The sequence below is a fragment of the Streptomyces sp. NPDC087440 genome (genome assembly GCF_044744005.1).
Lineage (GTDB): Bacteria > Actinomycetota > Actinomycetes > Streptomycetales > Streptomycetaceae > Streptomyces.
The window spans coordinates 244,454-266,625 of the sequence record NZ_JBIUXN010000012.1; the positions used below are offsets into that span (position 1 = coordinate 244,454).

A 22,172-nucleotide genomic window follows, 5' to 3' on the forward strand; every position below is an offset into this window, starting at 1 on the left:
TGTCACCGGTCCTTGGGGTCGATGAGCCAGAGGACGAGGACGACCACGAAGGAGAGGCACAGGAAGCCCGCGCCCCACCAGGCGGTGGTGGTGTCGCCCTTCATCCACTCGTTGACGGTGATGAACAGCGCCCAGAGCTGGCCGACGACTACGGTCATGGCGAGCGTGAGGCGGGCGTTGAACTTGGCGGCGCGTTCGGGCTCCTGCTCGGTTCCCGCGCCGGGGCCGGGGCCGGTGTGGCGGATGCGGGGGTCGCCGTAGCCGCTGGTGGGGCGGATCTGGGGGTAGCGCTCGTGGACCGGGCGGTTCAGCCTCGGGTCGGCGCTGCCGGGGTGGTAGACGGGGCGCGGTGGGGTGCCGGGTGGGGTGGGCGAGGGCGACGGGGACGGGGTCGTCGGCGGTGGGGTCGGTTCGCTCATGTCTGCCTGCTCTGCTGGCGGGGCTCGGACTGCGGGGTGCGGCGCAGGGCGGCTCCCGGGCATCCGACGCGGGCCGCGAACTCGGGGCGTTCGTCGATGATCTGGCGGCACAGGCCGTCCTCGACGCTCTCGCCGGAGCGGGTGGTGCCGATGGCCCAGATGCTGCCGTCGACCTCCTCGACGACCACCACCTTCGGCAGGCCGCGGGGCGGTGGGCCCGCGGTGACCTCGCCGGTGCGGGCGTCGAAGATGCCCTCGTGGCAGGGGCAGTACAGCTCGCCCTCGGAGCCGCGTTCCTTGCGCCACAGGACGGCGCAGGCCAGGTGCGTACAGACGGCGGAGTAGCCGACGAGGGAGCCGTCGTCGAGGCGGACGGCGACGGCTCGGTCCTCGTCGCCGGGGTAGCGGAAGGCGATCGACTCGCCGGCCGGGAGCGCGTCGGCGATCTTCTTCGCCCTGGGGACGCCGTCGCCCTCGGGGTCGCCGTGCCGGTGCAGCACTCCCCCGGCGACCGCCAGGCCGCCGACGGCGAGGCCGCCGGAGACGGTGGCGACGATCCGCAGGTAGTCGCGGCGGGAGGTGAGGGAGTCGGCGCTGATGCGGTCGTGGAGGGCGGCCTGGGCGGCGTCGGCGTCCTCGGGGGCCCGGGTGTCGCCGGGGGACGGTGGCTGGACGGTGCTCATCGGACGTCGACTCCGTTCACCTCGACGACCGGGAGCCCGCCGGGCACCGGCCACTGGACCTTGTCGGCGGGGACGACCATGGCGACCCCGGTGGAGACCATCACGTCGCCGAAGGCGAAGGAGTCGGCGACCTGCACGCCGGGGCGCTCGGCCTGGAGTTCTTCGAGGGTTCCGTAGAAGAGGGCTCCGGTCGGGCAGACCGTGGCGCACATGGGTGCCAGGCCGTAGGCGGTGCGGTCGTAGCAGAGGTTGCACTTCATCTGCAGCTTGGCTTCGAGGTCGATCTTGGGGACGCCGAAGGGGCAGGCGTTGACGCAGTTGGCGCAGCCGATGCAGCGGGTGGTGTCGGCCTGCTGCACGACACCGTCGGCGGTGATCAGGATCGCCTCGGCGGGGCAGACCTCGGCGCACGGGGCGACCGGGTCCTCGCAGTGCATGCAGACGGTGGGCAGGGAGGCGACGGACTGGCCGGGGTCGGTGTAGTCGAGGTGGATCATCGACTTGCCGCGGTGCGAGTCGCATTCGCGGCAGGCCGAGACGCAGGCCTGGCAGCCGATGCAGCGGCCCGGGTCGATGAAGATCGTTTTACCCATCATGGCTGGTCAGCGCCTCTCTTCTGCGGTCGCCCTGCCCTGGGGGGCGGTGGGCGGCAGGGTGTCGGTGCGGGAGACCTGGGTCTCGGGGTACGCCACGTGGCCGGGCGCGACGGGTGGGGCCGGGACCTCGTCGAGGGAGTCCGCGCGCTCGATGCGGCAGGCGCAGACCTTGTACTCCGGGATCTTGGAGCGGGGGTCCAGGGCGTCGATGGTGAGGATGTTGGCGGCCGTCGGGGCGGGCCAGTGGTACGGGACGAAGAAGGTGTCGGGGCGGATCGCCTCGGTGACCAGCGCCGGGAAGACGGCACTGCCGCGGCGGGTGACGACGCGTACCGGATCGCCGTTCGTGAAGCCGTGCGAGGGGTGGACCTCCACCCACGGGCGCGGGGTCTGCGCGACCAGGGCGCCGAGCCGCCGGGTCTGGTTGCCGGAGAGGAAGTGGGCGACGGTGCGGCCCGTGGTGAGCGACATCGGGAAGTCGTCGTCGTACGGGTCCATCGGCTGGTGCCACTCGACGACCTGCAGGTGGATCTTGCCGTCGGGGTGGTACGTCCGGCCGTCCTCGAAGAGGCGGGGGGTGCCGGGGTGCGCGGTGTCCGGGCAGGGCCAGGCGATGCCGCCGGTCTCCTCCAGGCGCTCGTAGGTGATGCCGTAGTAGTCGTTGACGGTGCCGGAGGAGGCGGTGCGCAGTTCTTCGAAGACCTCGCGGGAGCCGGCGAAGGCGAATTTGTCGCCCGCGCCCAGGCGCTGGGCGAGCTGGCACATCACCCAGGTGTCGGTGCGCACGCCCGCCGGGGGTTCCTGCGCCTTGTTGTGCTTGACGACGCGGGCCTCGGCGTTGGCCATCACTCCCTCGTCCTCGGCCCAGGTGGTGACGGGGAAGACGACGTGCGCGTTGGCGGCCGTCTCGGAGAGGAAGAAGTCGAACTGGGCGTGGAACTCCGTGGCGTCGTACCCCTCCTTCACCACCCGGTAGTTGGGCAGGGAGACGAAGGGGTTGTTGCAGACGCCGATCAGGCCGCGGATCTCGCCGCGCTGCATCTGCCAGACCATTTCCATCATCGAGGTGCCGGCGGGCGGGAGTTCGGACTCCTCGATGCCCCAGATCTCGCAGATCTGGCGGCGGTGTTCGTCGTTCATGATCGAGCGGCCGCCGGGCAGCATGTCGGACTTCTGGCCGTGTTCGCGGCCGCCCTGCCCGTTGCCCTGGCCGGTGATGGTGCCGTAGCCCGCGCCCGGCTTGCCGATGTTGCCGGTGGCGACGCACAGGTTGATGACGGACAGGCAGTTCTCGACGCCCTGCGAGTGGTGCTCGATGCCGCGCGCGTGCCACGCCATCGACTTGCCCGCGCCCGCGAACACCCGCGCGACCTGCTCGATCTGTGCGGCCGGGACCCCGCAGATCTCCGCGGAGCGCTCCGGCGGGTACTCGGCGGCCTTGGCCCTGACCTCGTCCCAGCCGGTGGCGTTGGCTGCCAGGTACGCGGCGTCGACGAGGTTTTCGCGTACGACGACGTGGAGGACCGCGTTGAAGAACGCCGAGTCCGTGCCCGGCTTGAGGGCGACGTGGATGTCGGCGGTGCGCGCGATGGCCGTCTCGCGCGGGTCGACGACGATCAGCACCGCACCCCGGTCGCGCGCACCCCACAGGTACTGGGTCATCACCGGGAAGCACTCGCCGACGTTGGAGCCCGCGATGAGCAGGCAGTCGGTGAGGAGGATGTCGGAGAAGGGGTTGCCCGCGCGGTCGATGCCGAAGGCCAGCTTGTTGGCGCCGGCGGCGGACACCATGCACAGGCGGCCGTTGTAGTCGACATGTCGCGTCTTGAGGGCGACCCGCGCGAACTTGCCGACCAGGTACGTCTTCTCCGAGAAGAGGCTCGCGCCGCCGAGCATGCCGAACGCGTCGTTGCCGTACGTCTGCTGGATACGACGCACCTCGGACGCGGTGAAGTCGAGCGCCTCCTCCCAGGAGACCTCCCGGAACTCCTCGTCGCGCGAGCGGCGCATCAGGGGGGCGGTGAGCCGGTCGGGGTGGTTGACCTGCTGGTAGGCGTTGATGCCCTTGGGGCACAGGCGCATCCGGTTGATGTCGTGGTTGCGCGGCTCGACGCCGAAGACCTTGCCGCCCTTGTCGACCCGCAGGTACATGCCGCACTGCACGCCGCAGAAGCAGCAGTGGGTGGGGACGAGGGTCTCGCCGTTCTGGTCGGCGTGCCACTGGTCGGCGGGGATGCCGCCGGCGTCGCGGAAGCCGCGGGTGCCGGGCGGGGCGATGGACGGGTCGAGCGGAACGTGCGCCCGTACCGTCGGTCCCAGCGGGACGTCTTGCGCACTCACTTGAAGCCCTTCTTGACGTGCGAGAGGTAGGCGTTGCCCCGCAGTTCGCGCTTGCAGCGGGGGCAGTACTCGGCCCATTCGGCGAAGTCGAGCTTCAGGTCGCGCATGGTCGCTTCGAGGTTCTCGACGTACGGCGCGGTGTCGATCGGCGTGTTGCAGCGGCGGCAGTGGAAGACCTCGTCCTTCTGCCGCGCCGTGTACTTGAAGAGCTGCATGCCGACGGCGGCGGGCCGCTGCACGATGTGGAAGAACTTCCCGAACGGGATGTAGATCAGGGTGAAGACGACCGACACCATGTGCAGCAGCGCCAGGAACTCGTAGCCGCCGCCGTGCAGGAAGATCGACGAGAAGGTGAGCAGCAGGCCGGTCACCGAGATGACGATCAGTGCGATGAGCGGTACGAGGTCGTACGCGAAGCGCTGGCCGGTCATCGCGCCGCGGTCCTTCATCCGCCGGTACAGGAAGTACGAGGCACCGGGGATGACCAGCACGGCGGCGACGTCCAGGCCGTGGAACATCAGCCAGCCGATGAGGCTGGAGGAGTCGTAGCCGAGCACCTTGATGCCCCAGACCCGCATCTCGTACCCGGGCCCCGAGCCGGTCGACGACGTGAAGGTGAACCAGCCCCAGGTGAGCGGGAAGGTGATCGCGGCGGCCAGGATGCAGCCCCAGAAGATGAGCTGGTGGGCGGCCCAGCGGGCGTGGCTGCGGGCGCCGAGGAACTTCTGGAAGCCGAGGTAGGTCGCGATCATCTTCGGCAGCGCGGTGGGGGCCTTGCGGAAGTTCTCGGCGGAGAAGAGGCTGCCCCAGCCCTTGGTGAACAGGCGGCGGGCGCCGGGCGCGGAGACCCAGACGGTGTAGCGGTAGGCGACGCCGAAGGCGAGGAAGATCGTGGCCACTGCGTAGGGGATCAGGGCGGAGTCGAAGTCGCGCAGCATGCGGCTGCCGAAGTAGATCGCCAGGATCAGGAGTACGGAGACCAGCGTGGCCACCAGGGTGGCGCGGCGGGTCACCGGGACGGTGGGCCGTGGGGAGGAACCGAGGGGGGCGGCCCCGGTGCCCGCAGGGGGTGCACCCCCGGGGTTCGGGGGTGCTGTCGGGTCCGGTGCGGAGGGTGAGGGCTCGGTCACCCCCTCAAATTAGGACGAAAGGAGCACTTTCACCCCTTGGTGCACTCAAACGGCGTACAACCCGTGTCCCTGGAAGATCTCGCGGGCCGCCGCCACCTCGGCCGGTCCCGGCGACGGGGTGTCGTGCAGCGTGAAGGTCTTGCCGAGCGCCTCCCACTTGGCCTCGCCCAGCTTGTGGAAGGGCAGGATGTCGACACGCGAGACGACACCGAGCGAGGCGGCGAAGGCCGCGACGCCGTCGATGTTCGCGGGGTCGTCGGTCAGGCCGGGGACGAGGACGAACCGTACGTGCACCTGCTTGTCGAGCGCGGCCAGGCGTCGGGCGAAGTCCAGGGTGGGCCGGAGCTCGCGGCCGGTCACCTTCGTGTACGTCGCCGGGTCCCAGGACTTGATGTCCAGCAGGACCAGGTCCACGTCCCGGAGCAGGGCGTCGGTGGCGCGCGCGCCGAGGAAGCCGGAGGTGTCCAGGGCGGTGTGCAGGCCCAGTTCGTGCTTGAAGCGGTGGAAGAGTTCGCCCGCGAAGACCGGCTGGAGCAGGGGTTCGCCGCCGCTGATGGTGGCGCCGCCGCCGGAGGCACGGATGAAGGTCGTGTACTTGGCGGCTTCCGCGACGATGTCGTCCGCCGCGTACCGCTTCCCGTTGCGCATCTTCATGGTGTCGGGGTTGTGGCAGTACAGGCAGGTCAGCGGGCAGCCGGAGAGGAACGTGACGAAGCGCGTGCCGGGGCCGTCGACGCCGGTGGACAGGTCCCAGGAGTGCACCGAGCCGCTGATGGGGCGCTGGGTCGCGGCGCCGGCCGGGGTGGCGCCCTCGGGGACGGCGGGGGCGGCGGCACGTACGGGGATCTCGTTCCCGAGCAGTACGGCGGTCATGGCAGGAGCCTCCTGGGAGGAGTTGCGAAAGGAGGTGTGGAGAAACGTTTTCGTACGGCGCCGGGACCGGGTGAGGTCAGGGGGATCGGCCCCGGCGCCGTACGGATCGTGGGCCCCTTGGGGGGCGGGTGGCTCTAGAGCGAGCCGTGGAAGGTGCGGTTGATGACGTCGAGCTGCTGCTCGCGGGTCAGCCGCACGAAGTTGACCGCGTAACCCGAGACCCGGATGGTCAGCTGCGGGTAGTTCTCCGGGTGCTCCATGGCGTCTTCGAGCATCTTCTTGTCGAGGACGTTGACGTTCATGTGGAAGCCGTTGCTGGCCATGAAGCCGTCCAGGACGCCGGAGAGGTTCTGCACCCGCTCCTCGGCGGTGCGGCCGAGCGCGTCCGGAGTGATGGTGTTGGTCAGCGAGATGCCGTCCTCGGCGTCGTCGTACGGCAGCTTGGCGACCGACAGCGCGGAGGCGATGTAGCCGTGCTCGTCGCGCCCGTTCATCGGGTTGGCGCCGGGCGCGAACGGGGTGCCGGCGCGGCGGCCGTCGGGGGTGTTGCCGGTCTTCTTGCCGTAGACGACGTTTGAAGTGATCGTGAGCACAGACTGTGTGTGCACGGCGCCGCGGTACGTCGGGTGCTTGCGGATCTTCTGCATGAAGTCCTCGACGATGCGCTTCGCGATGGCGTCGGCGCGGTCGTCGTTGTTGCCGTACGCCGGGTACTCGCCCTCGATCTCGTAGTCGACCGCCAGGCCCGTCTCGTCCCGGATCACCTTGACGCGGGCGTGCTTGATGGCCGAGAGGGAGTCGGCGGCGACCGACAGTCCTGCGATGCCGCAGGCCATGGTGCGCAGGATCTCCTGGTCGTGCAGGGCCATCTCGATGCGCTCGTAGGCGTACTTGTCGTGCATGTAGTGGATGACGTTGAGCGCGTGCACGTACGTCTTGGCCAGCCAGTCCAGCATCGCGTCGTAGCGCGGGGCGATGTCCTCGTAGTCGAGGTAGTCGCCGGTGACGGGCTCGAAGCCCTTCACGACGGTCTTGCCGGACTTCTCGTCGCGGCCGCCGTTGATCGCGTACAAAAGCGCTTTGGCGACATTCACGCGTGCGCCGAAGAACTGCATCTGCTTGCCGACGGCCATCGCCGACACGCAGCACGCGATCGCGGTGTCGTCGCCGTACTTCGGGCGCATGAGTTCGTCGGACTCGAACTGGATCGCCGAGGTGTCGATGGCGACCTTCGACGCGTACGACTTGAAACCCTGCGGCAGCTGCTGCGACCAGAAGACGGTGAGGTTGGGCTCCGGCGCCGGGCCGAGGTTGTAGAGCGTCTGCAGGGCGCGGAAGGTGGTGCGCGAGACCAGCGGGCGGCCGTCCTCGCCGATGCCGGCCATCGACCAGGTCACCCAGGTCGGGTCGCCGGAGTACAGCTCGTTGTACTCCGGGGTGCGCAGGAAGCGGACGATGCGGAGCTTGATGACGAAGTCGTCGATGAACTCCTGCGCCTGCTCCTCGGTGATGAGGCCCTTGTCGATGTCGCGCTGGAGGTAGATGTCGAGGAAGTTGTCGATGCGGCCGATCGACATGGCCGCGCCGTTCTGCTCCTTCACGGCGGCCAGGTACGCGAAGTACAGCCACTGGACGGCCTCGCGGCCGGTGCGGGCGGGACCCGAGATGTCGTAGCCGTAGGAGGCGGCCATCGACTTGAGCTCGTTCAGCGCCTTGATCTGCTCGGAGATCTCCTCGCGGTCGCGGATGACGTGCTCGGTGGCCCACTGCTCGCCCAGGCGTGCCCGGTCGGTCACCTTCATGTCGATAAGTCGGTCTACGCCGTACAGGGCGACGCGGCGGTAGTCGCCGATGATGCGGCCGCGGCCGTACGCGTCGGGCAGGCCGGTGATGATGCCGGAGGAGCGGCAGGCGCGGATCTCGGGGGTGTACGCGTCGAAGACACCCTCGTTGTGGGTCTTGCGCAGGTGCGTGTAGACCTCGCGGACCTCGGGGTCGGCCTCGTACCCGTACGCGTTCAGGGCGCTCTCGACCATGCGCCAGCCGCCGTTGGGCATGATCGCCCGCTTGAGGGGCGCATCGGTCTGGAGGCCGACGATGAGGTCCTTGTCGGCGTCGATGAAGCCGGGGGCGAAGGCGTCGATGCGCGACGGCGTCTTCACGTCGACGTCGTAGATGCCCTTGCTGTTCTCCTCGGGGAACATGCCCAGGAGCTTCTGCCACACGGCGGTGGTGCGCTCGGTGGGTCCCGCGAGGAAGGCGGCGTCGCCCTCGTACGGGGTGTAGTTCCGCTGCACGAAGTCGCGGACATCGACGGCGTCGCGCCACAGTCCGTCCTGGAAGCCGTCCCAGGCGTCCACGGCCTGCATGCCGTTCGCCGTCACCTCGGTGTCGCCGTTCGCCGCGGTGTCCACGGGGGCTGTGGTCATCGTCCGCACCTTCCGTTCCTGCTTCGTCGCTACACCCCCATTCGACTCCTGCCGCACTCGCCATGGCGCGCGCATTGGTCCCCAGTCGAGGACCCAAAGGCCTTACTTTTGCTCCCCCGAATCAGGATTCACCCCTCTGACCTGCACCTTCATCAGGGACTAAAGTCATTAGTTCGCTTGTGAATGCATTCACAAAAGATTTCCGGCCGGTACGCGATCACCTCGCGCCCCACCCCCGGGAGCCCTTTCCGCGCGCGCTCGGCCGCCTCCTCTGGTCTCTTGGTACCTATGAGCCATCCGACCGCCCCGACCGGCCTGCTGCGCCGGATGACGTCGCGCAGCCCCGACGAGGGACACCGCGCGGCCACCGTGCTGGAACTGTTCTTCGACCTGTGTTTCGTCGTCGCCGTCGCCCAGGCGGGCGTGCGTCTGGTGCACGCCGTCGCGGAGGGCCACTACGGCAGCGGCGTACTGGGCTACGTCCTGGTCTTCTTCGCGATCTGGTGGGCCTGGATGAACTTCACATGGTTCGCCTCGGCCTACGACAACGACGACGTGTTCTACCGCGTCGCCGTACTGGTGCAGATCGCGGGCGTCCTGGTGTTCGCGGCCGGCATCCCGCGCGCCTTCGACGACGGCAACTGGACGGTGTGCATCGTCGGTTACGTCGTCATGCGGCTGGCGATGACCTGCCAGTGGCTGCGCGTCGCCCGGCACAACAGCGGCGCGGAGCGCACCATGGCGCTCACCTACGCGACCGGACTGGTGATCTGCCAGATCGGCTGGCTGGCGATGCTGTTCGCACCGGAGGGCGCGCGCCCGTACTTCTTCGTGATCCTGGGTCTGGCCGAGCTGAGCGTCCCGCCGATCGCCGAAAGAAGTTTCCGCACCTCCTGGCACCCGCACCACATCGCCGAGCGGTACGGCCTGTTCACCATCATCGTGCTGGGCGAGTCCATCACCGCGGCCACCATCGCCGTGCAGGAGGGCCTCGACGAGCACGAGGCGCTGGGCGAACTGCTGTCGATCGCCGGCGGCGGCCTGCTGGTCGTCTTCGCCGCCTGGTGGATCTACTTCGCCTCCCCCTCGCAGGAACGTCTCACCACCATGGGGCACGCCCTCACCTGGGGTTACGGTCACCTGCTCATCCTCGGATCGGCGGCCGCCATCGGCGCGGGCATCGAGGTCGCGGTCGAACAGGTCACCGGCAAGGCGCACATCTCCCCCGTCGCGGCGACGGCGGCGGTGACCCTCCCCACGGCGCTGTTCCTGCTCACCGGCTGGTTCCTCCAGGCCCGGCACTTCAAGCGGGACACGGCGGAGAAGGCGCTGATGCCGGTGACGGTGGTCGTGGTGCTCGCGTGCACGTTCCTGGGCACCTGGGGGGTGCTCGCCGCGGGCGTCGTCATGGCGGTGGCCGTCATGATCGGCGTGCTGCTGTCGAACCGGCCGGACAGCGCGAGCCTTCGCAAGCCGCAGATGGCGTGATACGCCGGGTCCATGGACACCTTCACCGGCAAGCCGGGACCGTATGACGCACTGACCGACGTGGCCGGCCTCCGGGTCGGCCACGCGCGCGTGGCGGGAGCCCGCGCCCTGACCGGAACCACCGTCGTGCTCGGCCCCGAGGGCGGTTTCACCGCCGCCGTGGACGTCCGGGGCGGCGGACCCGGCACCCGTGAGACGGACGCCCTGGACCCGCGCAACCTGGTGCAGCGCACCGACGCGATCGTGCTCACCGGCGGCAGCGCGTACGGGCTCGACGCGGCGTCCGGCGTGGTGGCCTGGCTGGAGGAGCACCGGCGGGGTTACCGCATAGGCCTCGACCCGGCACAGGTAGTACCTGTGGTGCCCGCCGCCTGCCTCTTCGACCTGGGGCGCGGCGGCGACTGGCACTGCCGCCCGGCCGCGGCGACGGGGCGTGCCGCCGTGGAGGACGCCGCGAGCACCAGTCCCGGTGCTCCGGTGGCACAGGGCGTGGTGGGCGCCGGCGCCGGTGCGGTGGCGGGCGGGCTCAAGGGCGGCGTGGGCACCGCGAGCGTGCGGCTGGACTCGGGGGCGACGGTGGCGGCGCTGGTGGTGGTGAACGCGGCGGGCTCCCCCGTCGACCCGCTGACCGGCGTGCTGTACGGGGAGTACCTCCAGGGACCGGTGACGTACCCGCGCGAGGAGGTGCACCGGGCGGCGGTACGCCGCACCAAGGAGGCGCGCGAGGAATCCGCGCGACGGTACGCCGCCTCCGTGCGCCCCCCGCTGAACACCACCCTCGCGGTCGTCGCCACCGACGCCGCACTCACCCGCGCGCAGGCGCACAAGCTGGCGGGGACCTCGCACGACGGCTTTGCCCGCGCGCTGCGGCCGGTGCACCAACTGACCGACGGCGACACGGTCTTCGCGCTCTCCACGGGGGCGCGACCACTGGCCGCCGAGCAGCATCCGGAGTTCGCCGCCCAGGTGACGGCCGCCGCCCTCAACGAGGTGCTGGCGGCGGGCGCGGACACGGTGACGCGGGCGATCGTGAAGGCCGTGCGGGCGGCCGAGGGCGTCGACGGTCCCGGCGGGGTGTTCCCCGCGTACCGGGACCTCTACCCCGAGGGGCATACCGGGAGCTCTGCCCCGGGTCGGAGCGAATCGTAGAACTGCGGTATTTCGGGGGCGGTTTGCGGGAACCTCTCGTACACCGCCCTTCGTTCAGAGGCAAATAAGTGCCATTCCCGGGGCGCGATGTCAGACCCACCGGCTACTTTGAGTTCCGAGAGCGTTACACGCGGCGACGGCCTGGAGAAGCCTTGAACGATCCGTACGAGTACGAGAGCGACGGCCTCGACGAGAGCGACGGCCGTGACGAGCACGAAGGCCTCGAAACCACCGAGGAGCACCTCGGGCACCTCCTGGGCCGCGCGCTGAACTCCTTCGACCTGCCCGACGAGACCGTCGAGCGCCTCCAGTCGGCGCTGGCGCACAGCTCCTCGCTGCGCTCCTCCCACCACAGCTCCGGCCTGCGACGCTCCCTGTACCGGCACACGTTCCTGCTCACCGACGGGTCCTCCCTCACCCTGTGGGAACTGGTGCACAACGCGGGCCGCGACCGGCACGTCCAGCACGAGCTGTACACGGACCTCGCCGATGCCAAGCCGGCCGCGAACCGGCTGACGCACCGGGGCGATTCGCACCCCGACGAGCCGCCGATGTTCCCCGAGCACCTGGAGAGCGAGCCCGACACGCTCTCCGGCCTGGTCGCCCACCCCGGCCGCCGGGCCCGGCGCTCCTTCGTGCCGGACAACTCCGCCGACCACGCCCGCCGCGTCCTGCGCCGTGCGGAGAACACGGACCGGCCCGGCGAGGAGACGGCCCGGCTGCTCAGGGACGCGCTGGCCCACGAGATCACGCAGGTGTACGGGCGGCAGTGCCGCATCAAGGGAAGGGAGGTGGGCTTCACGCTGTACGAGCACGCGTTCTTGCTGCTGGACGGCAGCGAGTTCAGCCTCTGGGAGGTCGAGCACACGGCGACACCGGACGGGCGGCACATGTGCGAGGTGTACGCGGACAAGCACACCGCCCGCGAAGCGATGGGGCTTCGCGGGCGGGTGCGGTGACCGTTGGAGTTGACCGGACGGGCCGTGACCGGGCCGGTCAACCGCCTCTGCTAGGCGCTCACTTGCAGGTGCGGTGGGTCGGCGCGAAGCGGGTCACGATGTCCGTGGCGCCCGCGGTACCGTCGATCCACACCACCTGGCGGCCGTCGCCGTCCGCGTCCGGGTACCACTGCATGCCCCGGTTGCAGGAGACCCGCACCGCGGTGCCCGGCCGGTTCAGCGACACCTGCTTGAGCTTCGGCAGCTTGGCGTTGTCCGCCTCGACGCCGCCGAGGTCGGCGTAGGTGACGTACCGGTCGGAGGCGGTGAGCTGTGCAGTCGCCGGGGCGTCCGGCGAGGTCGCCGGGACGACGTCCGTCACGGTGCCCGCGCCGCTCAGCGACCCGGCCTGGATGGCGGTCTTCGCACCGGCCGCCCGGCCCTTCGACGCCCACACCAGCTTGCCCTTGACCAGGGTGGTGCCGTTGATCAGCGGCGAGGTGGCGCCGGTCTGGTCGGCCGGAAGGAACTGCTTCACGACCTTGCCGGTGAGCATGTCGGTGACGGTCGGCACGAAGAGGGTGCCCTTGGCCGCCGTCCAGTACTCGGTGTAGCCCAGCTTGCCGTCCTTGACGGTGAGCGCCCAGACGCCGTGGTCGGCGGGGATGGTCTCCACGCGCTTGAGCGGCGAGCCCTTGTACGAGGTGTAGAGGAACGACTCCCCGGCGCTGAAGTCCGTGGTGAGGACCGCGATGTGGTCGCCGTCCATCTTGATCTCGGTGGTCTGCTCGGTCTTGCTGCTGAACAGGGTCGTCAGCGGTCCGCCCTTGACCGAGCCGGTGACGACGTCCATCGTGTCGATGGCGTTGTCCTTGATGCTCATCGCCATCGCGGCGAACTTCTTGCCGTCGGTGGCCGGGTAGACGTACCAGCGCCCGTCGTCCGGAGTGAGCCGCTTCGGCTTGCCGCCGCCGTCGGTGCGTCCGGCGTAGAGGCCGGGCAGCGAGTCGCCCGTCGGGTCGGAGTTGGAGACGACGTAGCGTCCGCCCTCGGCCGCCGGGATGGAGTTCTGGTCGGTGACGTTCTTGACCAGGGCCTCACTGTCGGTGCCGGTCTTCTTCTCCCAGCCCCGGAAGATCCCGTGCTGGTCGAAGGCCCGGGCGACCTTGCGCAGGTCGGCCTTGGAGAGCTTGCTCGCCTTTCCGGCGGCCAGGATCGCGTCGCGGCCGTCGGCGAAGTCGTCCAGCGGCGTCATGTACTCGGTGAGTGCCTTGTAGACCAGCTTGTCGGCGGTCGTCGCGGAGAGCTGCTCGCGGATGTCCCACAGCGCACCGGCGAAGATCGTCGAGTTGTAGTGCACGCCGCCGTTGTCGACATTGACGGGCAGGCCGATGTAGTCCTTGACCGCGCTGCGACCGTCGTTGAGGTCGCGCAGGGCGCACTCCTTGGGCGTGCCCTTGCGGCAGAGGTCCTCGCCGACGAGCCCGGCGTTCGGGTCGGTGGAGGGGGTGCCCTTGGCGTCGGCCTCGATGGCGTTGCCGAAGTAGTCGGCGAGGCCTTCGTTGATGGAGCCGGACTGGTTGATGTAGATGAGGTTGGCGCTGTTGGTGATGACGCCGTGCGTCATCTCGTGTCCGGCGACGTCCATCGCGGCCGCGAAGGAGTAGTAGTCGGGACCGCCGCCGCCGTACACCATCTTGGTGCCGTCCCAGAAGGCGTTCAGGTACGGCTTCCCGCTGGAGGAGCGGACGTTGACGACGGAGAGGATCGTGCCGCCCTTGCCGTCGATGCCCTCGCGGCCGAACTTCTTCTTGTAGAAGTCGTAGACCTTGGCCGAGTTGATGTGCGCGTTGACCGCGCCCGTCTCGCCGGCGGCCGCGGGGTAGTCGGCGGTGGGGTTCGGCATGGGCTTCATCCCGGCCGGCATCCGTCCGTTGAACTGCCCCGAGGGGCGGCCCTCCGCGTCGTAGGTGTCGATGCGGGTGGGGTTGGTGAGGTCGGAGAGGCGGTACGTGCCGTCGTCCTGCTTCGCGACGTTGATCGGCTGCGTCGTGCCGTGCACGTCGACGCCGGTGCCGGTGGCGGGGGTCTCGGCGTGCATCTGCGACGTGTGCTGGAGGGTGACGGCGCCGGTGTGCGCGTCGACGTACACCTCGCGGGTCTGCTCCTCGCCGCTGTTCACGTCGGTGTGGGTGACGGTGTAGTGCCGGGTGAGGCTGCCCGACTTTCCGGCGCTGCCGACGCCGCCGGGCAGGACCACCAGGCCGTGCTCCTCGGCGGTGGCGGCCTTGCGGGCGCGCGGGTCGGTGACGGTGGCGAGCGCGCGGCCCTTCGACGCCTTCGGGTCGAGGGTGGGCGTGGTGTCGACCGTGAGGTCGGTGAAGTACGTGCCGCCGGCGCCGGTGACGTCGCGGTCGGCGCCCTGGGCCTGGAGGTGCACGAGGTACTGCGCGCCGAGGACCGCGACGCCCTGGTGGTACTGCTGGAAGCGCACGGTGGTGCCGGTGTGCGGCAGTGCCTTGAGGTCGGCGGCCTTGGTGCTGACGTGGTAGCGGCCGGAGTTGGCGGCGAGGTGCCGACGGGCGGCGCTCTCCGCGTTGCCGCCGCCGGCGTCCTCGGCGAGGCCGGTCACCAGGCGCGGCGCCTTGGTGCCCTCTCCCGCGACGGTCGCCGGAACCGGGTCGGGGTCGGCGGGCGCGGCGGGTGCCGCGAAGACCTGCGGGGCGGTCAGGCCCGCGAGGAGGGCGGCTGCGGCGAGTGCCGCGGCGGCTCTGGGCAAGGGGGGTGTGGAGCGTCTGGACACCGGGCCTCCGGGGCGAGAGGTGAGCATGACAAGGTCGACGGTGTGTCATCCTCACCGGTGCACAGGGGTTGCAGGAGTCACTTGCGGACGGTTGTCCGAATGAGGGACGTAAGGCCGTCCGGCTTGGGCGCAGTTGACCGTGATAGCGCTGTCATTGGTCGAATGGTTTCGGCCAACTGCCGTTCACATACGGTTCATATTCGCTTTGTACGTCCCTTTCGTACGGCTGTCACAGGTGCACCCGTACGGCGAAAACCCGCCCCCGTGCACGGTGTGCACAGGAGCGGGTTCCCGGTGTCGGGGTGGAGCTGCGGTCAGGCGGCGACGGCCACCTTCTTGTCCTCCGGCTGCTGCGGGGCGGGTGCGGCCGACGGCTTGCGGCGCATGCCCTTGAGGAGGACGACGAGTCCGGCGGTCACCACCACACCGGCGGCGACGGCCACCAGGTACAGCAGCGGGTTGCCGACCAGCGGGGCCACGAACACGCCGCCGTGCGGGGCGCGCAGGGTGTTGTCGAAGGCCATCGACAGCGCGCCGGTGACCGCGCCGCCCGCCATGGACGCGGGGATGACGCGCAGCGGGTCGGCGGCGGCGAACGGTATCGCGCCCTCGGTGATGAAGGACGCCCCGAGCACCCAGGCGGCCTTGCCGTTCTCGCGCTCGGTCTTGGTGAACAGCCTGCCGCGCACGGTGGTGGCCAGCGCCATCGCCAGCGGCGGCACCATGCCGGCGGCCATCACCGCGGCCATGACCTTGAGGTTGCCGTCGTTGGGGGTGTCGGCGATGCCGCCGATGGCGAAGGCGTACGCGACCTTGTTGAGCGGGCCGCCGAGGTCGAAGCACATCATCAGGCCGAGGATGACGCCCAATACGATCGCATTGGTACCGGACATACTGCCCAGCCAGTCGGTCAGCGCCGACTGGAGCTTCGCGATCGGTTCGCCGATGACCAGGAACATCAGGAAGCCGACCACGATCGAGGAGATCAGCGGGATCACCACGACCGGCATGATGCCGCGCAGGGCGGCCGGGATGCGCACCTTCTGGATCGCGAGGACGACCGCGCCCGCGAGCAGACCGGCGACCAGGCCGCCGAGGAAGCCCGCCTTGATGGTGACCGCGATCGAGCCGCCGACGAAGCCGGGCACGAGTCCTGGCCGGTCCGCCATGCCGTACGCGATGTAACCCGCCAGCACCGGGATCAGGAAGGCGAAGGCCAGGCCGCCGATCTGGAACAGCAGCGCCGCCCAGCTGGTGTGGTCGCCCCAGGCGAAGTGCTCCATCACGGAAGGCGCTTTGTCGATTTTGTAACCGCCGATGGCGAAGCCGAGCGCTATCAGCAGCCCGCCCGCCGCGACGAACGGCACCATGTAGCTGACGCCGCTCATCAGCCAGGTGCGGAGCTTGGCGCCGTAGCTCTCGTCGGCCTCGCCGGACTCCTCGACCGGGGTCCCCTTCGCGGGTGCTGCGGAAACGTCTCCCCTGGCGGCCTTCTCCCTGGCCTCGGCGATGAGTTCGAGGGGACGGTTGATGCCCGCCTTGACGCCGACGTCGACGGTCGGCTTCCCGGCGAAGCGCTCACGGTCCCGTACCGGCACGTCGTGGGCGAAGATCACCGCGTCGGCCGCGGCGATGACCGCCGGGTCGAGGCGGGTGAAGCCGGAGGAGCCCTGCGGCTCGACGGTGAGCTGCACGCCGTCGCCGTTGCCCGCCTGTTCGAGGGCTTCGGCGGCCATGTAGGTGTGCGCGATGCCGGTGGGACAGGAGGTGACGGCGACGATACGGAAGGGGGTTCCGGCGTCGGGGGCCTGCGGTGACACCGGGGCCGGTGCTTGCGCGGTCACCGGGGCCGGTGCTTGCGTTTCCGCCGTCACCGGTGCCGGTGCTTGCGCCGCCGGGGCCGGTGCCTCGTCGCCCCGGATCAGCGCCGCCGCCGTCTCCGGGTGGCCCACCGCCCGCAGCGCGTCCGTGAACTCCGTGTTCATCAGGTGCCGGGCCAGGCTGGAGAGGATCGTCAGGTGGGCGTCGTCGGCGCCCGCCGGGGCGGCGATCAGGAAGATCAGGTCCGCCGGGCCGTCCGTCGCCCCGAAGTCGACGCCGGAGGCGCTGCGGCCGAAGGCGAGTGTCGGCTCGGTGACGTGGGCGCTGCGGCAGTGCGGGATGCCGATGCCGCCCTCCAGGCCGGTCGGCATCTGCGCCTCCCGGGCCGCGACGTCCGCGAGGAAGCCGTCGAGGTCGGTGACCCTGCCGAGCCCCACCATCCTGCTCGCCAGCGAACGGGTCGCCTCTTGTTTGGTGTCGGCGGCCAGGTCGAGGTCGACCAGGTCCGCGGTGATCATCTGGCTCATCGCGGGCTCCTTTGCACGGATGTCACGGATGTCCGCACGGATGCGGAGGGTGCGGGAAGGGGTGCGGCAGGCTGCGGGACGTTCGGGGGTGTCATGTCGCGGGCTCCGTCAGGGTGCGGTCCAGCGGGACGTCGGCCGTCACCGTGACCGCCGCCGGGTCCAGGTCCGCCGGGGTCGGCATCACGCTGCCCGGCAGCCGTACCGCCGCCGCACCGTGCGCGACCGCCGCGGCGAGGGCCTCGGGGCCTTCGCCCCCGGCCGCCAGGAACCCGGCCAGCGAGGCGTCGCCGGCGCCGACGTTGCTCCGTACGACATCGACCGTCGCCGAGCCGAACCACGCACCGGCACCGGTGATCAGGAGCTGTCCGTCGGCGCCCAGGCTGGCCAGCACCGAGCGTGCGCCCAGGGCGCGCAGCTCTTCGGCCGCCTCGACGGCGTCCCCGACCGTCGTGAGCGGACGGCCGACGGCTTCGGCGAGTTCCTCGGCGTTCGGCTTCACCACGTCGGGGCGCTCGCGCAGGGCCGCCAGCAGGGAGGGCCCCGAGGTGTCGAGCGCGATCCGCGCCCCCGCCTCGTGCGCGCGGGCCACCAGGGCGGCGTACCACTCGGGGGCCAGGCCGCGCGGCAGGCTGCCGCAGCAGGCGATCCAGTCGGCGTCGGCGGAGTGCGCGCGCACGGTGTCGAGCAGCGCCTCGGACTCGGTGGCCGTGAGCTCGGGCCCCGCCGCGTTGATCTTGGTGAGGGCGCCGTCGGGTTCGGCGACGGAGATGTTGGAGCGGGTCTGCCCCGTCACCGGCACTGGTGCGACCGCGATGCCCTCCGCGCGCAGGAGTTCGGCGACGAGGGCGCCGGGGGCGCCGCCCAGCGGGAGGACGGCGAGGGTGTCGTGTCCGGCGGCGGCGACCGCGCGCGAGACGTTGACGCCCTTGCCGCCGGGGTCCATCCGGTCGGAGGTGGCCCGCAGCACTTCGCCCCGCATCAGGGTGGGGACCTCGTAGGTGCGGTCCAGGCTGGGGTTGGGGGTGACGGTCAGGATCATGGGGGTCACACTCGCTGTACTTCGGTTCCGGCCGCCTCGATGGCGGCGGCGTCCTCCGGGCCGAGCCCGGAGTCGGTGATCAGCAGGTCCACGTCCGCGAGGTCGCCGAACCGCGCGAAGTGCTCCTGTCCGTGCTTGGCGGAGTCGGCGAGCAGCACGACCCGGCGGGCCGAGGCGATCACCGCCCGCTTGACTGCCGCTTCGGCGAGGTCGGGGGTGGTCAGGCCGTGACGTACGGAGAATCCGTTGGCGCCGAGGAGGACGACGTCGGCGCGGATCTCGCCGTACGCGCGCAGGGCCCAGGCGTCGACGGCGGCCCGCGTGCGGTGGCGGACCCGGCCGCCGACCAGGTGGAGGTCTATCCCCGGGTGGTCGGCGAGGCGGGCGGCGACCGGCAGGGAGTGCGTGACGACGGTCAGGCCGCACTCCAGGGGGAACAGCGCGGCGAGCCGGGCCGTCGTCGTACCGGCGTCGAGGACGACGCTGCCCTCGGTGGGCAGTTCGGCGGTCGCGGCCTGCGCGATGCGGTCCTTCTCGTCGGCGGCGGCGCTCTCGCGCTCGGCGAGGTCGGGTTCGAAGTCGAGCCGTCCGGCCGGGATGGCGCCGCCGTGCACCCGGCGCAGGAGTCCTGCCCGGTCGAGGGCCTTGAGGTCGCGGCGGACGGTTTCGGCGGTGACCTGGAAGGTGTCGGCGAGGGAGAGGACGTCGACGCGGCCGCCCTCGCGGGCGAGGCGGAGGATTTCCTGCTGGCGCTCGGGTGCGTACATGGGGGGTTACGTCCGTTCGATGCCCGAACTTGTGGTTTCTCCGGCAGGGTACGCCCGATGGGGGGCATAAGTAAACACAAGTGGGCTTCGTTCGGGCATGAACGGGCTTTCTTCCCGAAGCGAAAGGGGCGGGTTCGGGGTCTCCTGCCTGAGCAAGAGAGGCCCCGGACCCGCCCCTTTCCCTAAAGCGCCTGCCGCGCGGCTTGCACGGTTCCCTGCGGGTACGTCGTGGTTGCTCGCGCCCACGCGGTGGAGCCGCACATCGACACAGCCCCGCGCCCCTAAAGGGGCGTCAGGCCGTCAGGGCGGGCTCCTTGTGGAGGTCGTCGGCCGGGGCGGCGGGCTCGGGAGCCGTGTGGCCCGCGGTCTTTTTCGGCAGGGCGAACATCAGGAGGAAGATCACCAGGAGGACGCCGACGACCCAGCCCAGTGCGCTCTGGAACGCGTCCACGTACGCCGGTCCGATCGCGCTCTTGGCGCCCTTCGCCAGCTCCAGCTTGTCGTCGATGACACCGAAGAAGACCACCGACACCAGGCCGATGCCGAACGCGTTGCCGGTCTGCCCGGTCGTGTTGATCAGGCCCGACGCCGAGCCCGCGTGCTCCTTGGGCACCTCGGACAGCACCGCGTCGGTGAGCGGCGCGACGATCAGTCCCATGCCGAGACCCATCACGATCAGCGGCAGCGCCATCTGCCAGGAGGAGATGCCCGCACCGTAGTGGTTCGCCTCCCAGATGTAGAGCAGCAGACCGGTCGCCATGGTGAGCGCGCCCGTCTGGAGCACCTTGCGCCCGAAGCGCGGCACCAGCTTCTGCACGGAGATGCCCGCCGCCACCGAGACCGCGATGGAGAAGGGGATGCCGGTGACACCCGCGCGCAGCGCGCTCCAGCCGAGCCCGATCTGCATGTACAGCGTCCACACCATGAAGAAGATGCCGCTGAAGACACCGAAGGTCAGCTGTACGGCGATACCCGCGGCGAAGCTCTTCACCCTGAACAGCGACAGCTCCACCAGCGGCGACCCGTCGCGCCGGGTCTTCCACTTCTCGTACGCGACGAACACGGCCAGGATCACCAGGCTGCCCGCCATCGACAGGTAGCCCCACAGCGGCCAGTCCAGCTCGCGGCCCCGGGTCAGCGGGTAAATCAGTGCGAGCAGGCCCAGCACCACCAGGGCGACACCCGGCAGGTCCAGCTTCAGCGCGCGCGGCGCCTTGGACTCGGTGATGAACTTGGCGCCCAGGATCAGCCCGGCGATGCCGACAGGCAGGTTGATCAGGAAGATCGGGCGCCATTCGAGGCCGAAGAGGTTCCACTCGGTGAGCAGCGCGCCCAGCAGCGGGCCGGTCACCGCACCGAGGCCGACGATCGCACCGAACAGGCCGAAGACCTTGCCGCGCTCGTGCGCCGGGAAGGTGGCGTGCACGATGGACAGCACCTGCGGGACCATCAGCGCCGCCGTCGCACCCTGGAGGATGCGGGAGGCGACCAGCACGTCCGGGTTCGCGGCGAAGCCGCAGAGCGCGGAGGCGAGGGTGAAGCCGCCGATGCCGATGAGGAACAGCCGCTTGCGCCCGTAGATGTCACCCAGCCGCCCGCCGGTGATCAGCCCGGCGGCGAACGCCAGCGCGTAACCGGCGGTGATCCACTGGATGGCGCTGAAGGTCGCGCCCAGGCTGCCCTGGATGCTCGGGATGGCGATGTTGACGATCGTGACGTCGACCAGGTCCATGAAGGCGGCGGTCATCACGATGGCGAGCGCGAACCAGCGACGGCGGTCGCCGGACGCGGTTACCTCGGTGACGGGTGCTGCGGCAGATATCGGAGACGCTGCGGGAGTCCCCGACGGGGGTGCTGATGTCATGTCGAAGACGTTAGTCCCCATGTAGGACACACTGTGTCCCACATCCCCCGCATCCTGGGTGTTATGACCGACACACCGGCACGGCTGCTGCAACTGCTCTCGCTGCTCCAGACGCCCCGCGAATGGCCGGGCAGCGAACTCGCCGACCGTCTCGACGTCTCGCGCCGCACCGTGCGCAGGGACATCGACCGGCTCCGCGACCTGGGATATCCGGTGCAGGCGACGATGGGCGCGGAGGGCGGGTACCGCCTGGTCGCGGGCAAGGCGATGCCGCCCCTGGTGCTCGACGACGAGGAGGCGGTGGCGATCGCGGTGGGCCTGCGGGCCGGCGCCGGGCACGCCGTCGAGGGCATCGAGGAGGCGTCGGTACGGGCGCTCGCCAAGCTGGAGCAGGTGCTGCCGTCCAGGCTGCGCCACCAGGTCTCGGCGCTCCAGGCCGCGACGGTTCCGCTGACCAGCGGCGACGGGGCGAGCATCGACCCGCAGACGCTGACCGTGATGGCGGGGGCGGCGGCCGGGCAGGAGCGGCTGCGGTTCGCCTACCGCTCCGGCGACGGCACGGCCACCAAGCGCCTGGTCGAGCCGCACCGGCTGGTCAGCACGGGACGCCGCTGGTACCTCGTCGCATACGACATCGACCGCGAGGACTGGCGGACGTTCCGGGTGGACCGGGTGAGCGAGCCGTTCGCGACGGGGGCGCGGTTCGTGCCGAGGGGGCTGCCGACGGGGAACGCGGCGGACTTCCTGCGGCAGTCGATGAAGGCCTTGGGCGGTGCGGGCCGGAACGAGCCGTTCCGGCTGGTGGCGACGTTCGAGGCCCCTGCCGCCTTCGTCGCGGCGCGGCTGCCGCACGCGATGGGGGCTCCGGTCCCCACCGGCGAGAACACCTGCCGCCTGGAGGTGGAGCTGGGCGACTCGCCGGAGTGGGTGGGGCTGCGGCTGGCCCTGGTGGACTGCGAGTTCACCGTCGAGGAGCCGCCCGCGCTGGTGGAGTACCTGGCGTCGCTGGGCGCGCGGATCGGGCGGGCGGTCGGCCCGGTGACGTGACACCGCTTGGCGGGGAGCCGCGGACTCGACGTGGTGAACCGCGGACTCGACGTGGTGAACCGCGGACTCGACGTGGTGAACCGCGGACTCGACGTGGTGAACCGCGGACTCGACGTGGTGAACCGCGGACTCGACGTGGTGAACCGCGGACTCGACGTGGTGAACCGCGGACTCGACGTGGTGAACCGCGGACTCGACGTGGTGAACCGCGGACTCGACGTGGTGAACCGCGGACTCGGCGTGGTGAACCGCGGACTCG

16 protein-coding genes and 1 pseudogene are annotated in these 22,172 nt (G+C 70.5%); 5 read left to right on the forward strand and 12 right to left on the reverse strand.

The features are described from left to right. Window positions 1-2: 2 nt before the first annotated feature. From ACIO3O_RS24080 to pflB, 7 genes are all read right to left on the reverse strand, one after another. Window positions 3-419, reverse strand: coding sequence for a hypothetical protein (locus ACIO3O_RS24080; RefSeq protein WP_401749056.1), 417 nt, complete (start codon window positions 417-419; stop codon window positions 3-5). Next, on the reverse strand, window positions 416-1,102 hold the full coding sequence (locus ACIO3O_RS24085; RefSeq protein WP_401749058.1) for a Rieske (2Fe-2S) protein: 687 nt from the start codon (window positions 1,100-1,102) through the stop codon (window positions 416-418). Before ACIO3O_RS24085 ends, ACIO3O_RS24080 begins: the two co-directional genes overlap by 4 nt. After that, window positions 1,099-1,698, reverse strand: coding sequence for a 4Fe-4S dicluster domain-containing protein (locus ACIO3O_RS24090; RefSeq protein WP_401749060.1), 600 nt, complete (start codon window positions 1,696-1,698; stop codon window positions 1,099-1,101). Before ACIO3O_RS24090 ends, ACIO3O_RS24085 begins: the two co-directional genes overlap by 4 nt. Before the next feature lie 6 nt (window positions 1,699-1,704). Then, window positions 1,705-4,038 carry a molybdopterin oxidoreductase family protein gene (locus ACIO3O_RS24095; RefSeq protein ID WP_401749062.1) on the reverse strand — a complete coding sequence of 778 codons (2,334 nt, stop codon included), beginning with the start codon at window positions 4,036-4,038 and terminating at the stop codon, window positions 1,705-1,707. After that, complete coding sequence (locus ACIO3O_RS24100) at window positions 4,035-5,168, reverse strand: MFS transporter (RefSeq protein WP_401749064.1); 1,134 nt, start codon at window positions 5,166-5,168, stop codon at window positions 4,035-4,037. Before ACIO3O_RS24100 ends, ACIO3O_RS24095 begins: the two co-directional genes overlap by 4 nt. Window positions 5,169-5,213: 45 nt before the next feature. Then, window positions 5,214-6,041 (reverse strand): pyruvate formate-lyase-activating protein, encoded by an 828-nt coding sequence (gene pflA, locus ACIO3O_RS24105; protein ID WP_401749066.1) that lies wholly within the window; start codon window positions 6,039-6,041, stop codon window positions 5,214-5,216. 134 nt (window positions 6,042-6,175) lie between these two features. Next, the gene (pflB, locus tag ACIO3O_RS24110) at window positions 6,176-8,470 is read right to left on the reverse strand and encodes a formate C-acetyltransferase (RefSeq protein WP_401749068.1); all 2,295 of its coding nucleotides are present in this window, start codon (window positions 8,468-8,470) and stop codon (window positions 6,176-6,178) included. 288 nt (window positions 8,471-8,758) lie between these two features. Here pflB and ACIO3O_RS24115 point away from each other — a divergent pair, with 288 nt between their 5' ends. From ACIO3O_RS24115 to ACIO3O_RS24125, 3 genes are all read left to right on the forward strand, one after another. Further along, entirely contained in the window at window positions 8,759-9,958 is a 1,200-nt protein-coding gene (locus ACIO3O_RS24115) for a low temperature requirement protein A (protein WP_401749069.1), read from the forward strand. A gap of 12 nt (window positions 9,959-9,970) precedes the next feature. Then, a complete protein-coding gene (locus ACIO3O_RS24120) occupies window positions 9,971-11,107 on the forward strand; it encodes a P1 family peptidase (protein WP_401749071.1) in 1,137 nt (378 codons plus the stop codon). 254 nt (window positions 11,108-11,361) lie between these two features. Further along, complete coding sequence (locus tag ACIO3O_RS24125; RefSeq protein ID WP_401749134.1) at window positions 11,362-12,066, forward strand: DUF6227 family protein; 705 nt, start codon at window positions 11,362-11,364, stop codon at window positions 12,064-12,066. Between the two features lie 58 nt (window positions 12,067-12,124). Here the strand turns inward: ACIO3O_RS24125 and ACIO3O_RS24130 are convergent, their stop codons facing one another. The 5 genes from ACIO3O_RS24130 to ACIO3O_RS24150 form a co-directional block, all read right to left on the reverse strand. Then, window positions 12,125-14,824: a M4 family metallopeptidase gene (locus ACIO3O_RS24130; RefSeq protein WP_401749073.1), complete on the reverse strand. Its 2,700-nt coding sequence runs from the start codon at window positions 14,822-14,824 to the stop codon at window positions 12,125-12,127. A gap of 338 nt (window positions 14,825-15,162) precedes the next feature. Beyond that, window positions 15,163-17,196 carry a fructose-specific PTS transporter subunit EIIC gene (locus tag ACIO3O_RS24135; protein WP_401749075.1) on the reverse strand — a complete coding sequence of 678 codons (2,034 nt, stop codon included), beginning with the start codon at window positions 17,194-17,196 and terminating at the stop codon, window positions 15,163-15,165. A gap of 91 nt (window positions 17,197-17,287) precedes the next feature. Beyond that, entirely contained in the window at window positions 17,288-18,235 is a 948-nt protein-coding gene (gene pfkB / locus ACIO3O_RS24140; RefSeq protein ID WP_401749077.1) for a 1-phosphofructokinase, read from the reverse strand. 5 nt (window positions 18,236-18,240) lie between these two features. Further along, on the reverse strand, window positions 18,241-19,002 hold the full coding sequence (locus tag ACIO3O_RS24145; RefSeq protein ID WP_401749079.1) for a DeoR/GlpR family DNA-binding transcription regulator: 762 nt from the start codon (window positions 19,000-19,002) through the stop codon (window positions 18,241-18,243). A 292-nt stretch (window positions 19,003-19,294) separates the two neighbouring features. Then, window positions 19,295-20,866 (reverse strand): MFS transporter, encoded by a 1,572-nt coding sequence (locus ACIO3O_RS24150; RefSeq protein WP_401749081.1) that lies wholly within the window; start codon window positions 20,864-20,866, stop codon window positions 19,295-19,297. Between the two features lie 63 nt (window positions 20,867-20,929). Between ACIO3O_RS24150 and ACIO3O_RS24155 the strand changes: the two genes are divergently transcribed. Both ACIO3O_RS24155 and ACIO3O_RS24160 read left to right on the forward strand, forming a co-directional pair. Further along, entirely contained in the window at window positions 20,930-21,913 is a 984-nt protein-coding gene (locus ACIO3O_RS24155) for a helix-turn-helix transcriptional regulator (RefSeq protein WP_401749083.1), read from the forward strand. A gap of 30 nt (window positions 21,914-21,943) precedes the next feature. After that, a pseudogene (locus ACIO3O_RS24160) lies at window positions 21,944-22,172 on the forward strand (hypothetical protein); the annotation flags it as partial.